A 2782-nucleotide genomic window follows, 5' to 3' on the forward strand; every position below is an offset into this window, starting at 1 on the left:
GGGTTCGGGGCGGGCGGGCGCGGGCCGGGCGGGCTCGGGGCGGGCGGGCTCGGGGCGGGCGGGCGTGGGCAGGTCGGTCACCCCCTGACCGTATCCGGGGCCGTCCGGGACGCACGGGGCGTCCCCTCCCCCGCCGTCGGTGCCGGTCAGTCCGCCCCGTGGTCCGCTCCGCCGAGCCCCTCGGCCGCCAGGATCGCGTCCCGGTACGCCCGTGCCGCCGCTCTCAGGGCCGCCTCCGGGTCCGTGCCCTCGGCCTCGGCGCGGGCCGCCAGGGCGAGCAGTTCGTAGCCCACGCCCTCGCCGGAGGGGAGGGGCACGGGGAGCCCGGCCGTGCGCACCCGGGAGGCGAGCTTGGCCGCGAGGGCGAGGCCGGGCTGGCCGAGGGGGACGCCTTCGGTGACCGAGGTGCGCTGCTTCTCGGCCGCCTTGGTGCGCAGCCAGTGCTCCCGGACCTCCTCGGGGGTGTGTGCCGTCTCGTCGCCGAAGACGTGCGGATGGCGGTGGATCAGTTTGGTGACGATGGCGCCGGCCACGTCGTCGACGGAGAACGGGGCGTCGGGGTCCTCCTCGGCGATGCGGGCGTGGAAGACGACCTGGAGCAGGACGTCGCCCAGTTCCTCGCGCAGTTCGTCGCGGTCGCCGTCCTCGATCGCCTCGACGAGTTCGTACGCCTCCTCGATGGCGTACTTGGCGAGGCCCTCGTGGGTGCGCTGTGACGACCAGGGACACTCCACGCGGATGCGGTCCATGACCTGGACGAGGTCGAGCAGGCGGGCGCCCGGCAGGTCGTAGGAGGCGGGCAGCAGTTCCAGCTCCGGCATGGGGACACGGCCGGAGCCGGCGAGGCGGGCCAGTCCGTCGGTGAGGGCGGGGTCGCCCTCACCGGTCGCGACCACCACCACCGTGTGACCGCCGAAGCAGGCGGCGACCAGTTCCTCGGCGGTCGGCGCGGCCTCGTCGACCCGTATGCCCGCCTCGCGCAGATACGGCAGCTGCGGGTGCGCTCCGTCGGCGCACAGCACCCGGTCGGCGGTGCGCAGGGCCTGCCAGGCGGGCCAGGACAGCAGACCCGGGGCGACGCGGTGGCTGGTGGTGAGCAGGACGATGCGGCCCGGGTCGGGGGCGGTGCCGGGAGCGGTGTCGGCGCTGGTTGCGTTCACGCTCAGAACGTAACGCACCCGGCGGACAGCACCCCGAGTCGTCCACAGGGGCTGTCCACACGGGCTGTCCACACGGGCTGTCCACAGGCGGCTGCCCGCCGGTGACCGTCCACGGGCGGACGGCCCGGACAGCCCCGGCAGGTCCTTACGCCGGCTGCTGCGCCTGCGCCGCCGTGATCTCCCGCACCCACGGCACCTTGCTGTCGACGCGGCTGCTCTTGCGGACGTCCCAGGCGCCGTAGCGGGGGTTGAGGTCGACGTCCAGCTTCTCGGAGGCCCGGGACAGGGCCTGCCAGAACTCGGGCCGGCCGGTGTCGGTGCCGAGGCTCTCGGCGAGCTTCTGGGCCTCCAGCTGGATGCGGAGGTTGTCATCGAGACGCTCCGGGGCGACGCCGTACTGCTGCAGCCAGACGGTCTCCAGCTCCTTGGCGCCGCCGGCCTGCCGCTCCAGGCCGGCACGCATCTCCCCGACCTCCTTGCGGGTGACGCTCACGCCCGCGTCCTCGGCGGCGCGGTGCAGCACCCGGTCGAGGACCATGCCGTGCAGGGTGTCGCGGGTGAGCCCGCCGGTCCTGGCGACGACCTGCTGGTACTGCTCCTCGTCCGGGACGGCGGCCCGCTGCGCCTCGCGCACCTCGTCGACACGGTGCTCCAGCTGGGCGACGGTGATCCTCTGGTCGCCCACGACGGCCGCCGCGCCCGGATGGGCGTCGTCGCCGCAGGCGGTGAGCAGGGGTGCCGCGGCGGCGATCGCGGCGGCGAGGAGGAGCGCGGAGCGACGGCGGCGGTGCAAGGAAACCTCCCGTTGGAGATTGTGCGGCGGTGCACAAAGTCTTGCGGTGATCGATGGTAGGCAGTGGCCCGTCTCTGGCCAACCCATTCGACCAACGATTCGCCGGGACTTCCGGCACCGCCTCGCCCCGGCCGGGGTGACGGTGGTCAGCCGCGTACCTGACCGAGCCACTGGAGCGTGCGCCCGATCTCGGCCACGAGCGGGTGGCCGGGGCCGTGGACGCGCTCCACGTCGTGCAGCAGCCGGGCCAGCGTCTCGTGGGCCGCGGCGCGGTCGCCCAGGGCGAGGAGCAGGTGGCCGATGCGCCGCCGGACGTCGTGCGCCAGGTCGGGGTCGCCGGCGACGTACTGGTTCTCGTAGTACGGCAGCAGCGCCCGGTACTCGGCGAGGGCGGCCGCCGGTTCGCCGAGCTGTTCCAGGCACTGGGCGGCGTCGTAGCGGTGGCGCAGGGACTGCGGGTCGGCCTGGCCGGCCTCGGCGGCGCGTTCGTCGGCGAGGCGGCGCAGCTCGGGCAGGGCGCGCCGGTACTGGCCGTCGTCCATGAGGGTGGCCGCGTACTGCCGGCGCAGGGTGCGCACGACCGGGGAGCGCTCGCCGTGCTGTTCGGCGGCGGCGGGCAGGATGGCGCCGAGGATGTCGACGGCCTGGGTGATGCGGCCCTCGCCGAGGAGGCGCTTGACGTCGTCGACCGCGCCGGCGACGTCCGGCTTCCCCGCCCCGGCGGCGGGCGGCACGGGGGCCGCCGGCCGGGGTGCGGGGGTGCGGGCGCGGTCGGGCCAGGGGGCGTGCGGGCGGACGAAGGGGCGGGTGGGGTCGAGGGGGCCGCCGG

General features: G+C 75.6%; 3 protein-coding genes. All 3 read right to left on the reverse strand.

The features are described 5' to 3' along the window. Positions 1–146: 146 nt before the first annotated feature. Positions 147–1160, reverse strand: coding sequence for a nucleoside triphosphate pyrophosphohydrolase (locus KUM32_RS30740; RefSeq protein WP_217145239.1), 1014 nt, complete (start codon positions 1158–1160; stop codon positions 147–149). Between the two features lie 145 nt (positions 1161–1305). Further along, the gene (locus KUM32_RS30745) at positions 1306–1953 is read right to left on the reverse strand and encodes a SurA N-terminal domain-containing protein (protein ID WP_217145240.1); all 648 of its coding nucleotides are present in this window, start codon (positions 1951–1953) and stop codon (positions 1306–1308) included. Positions 1954–2099: 146 nt separating this feature from the next. Beyond that, the coding region (locus tag KUM32_RS30750; RefSeq protein ID WP_374227575.1) for a tol-pal system YbgF family protein at positions 2100–2782 on the reverse strand (683 nt) is incomplete at its 5' end.

This window comes from Streptomyces sp. AC627_RSS907 (assembly GCF_019049165.1).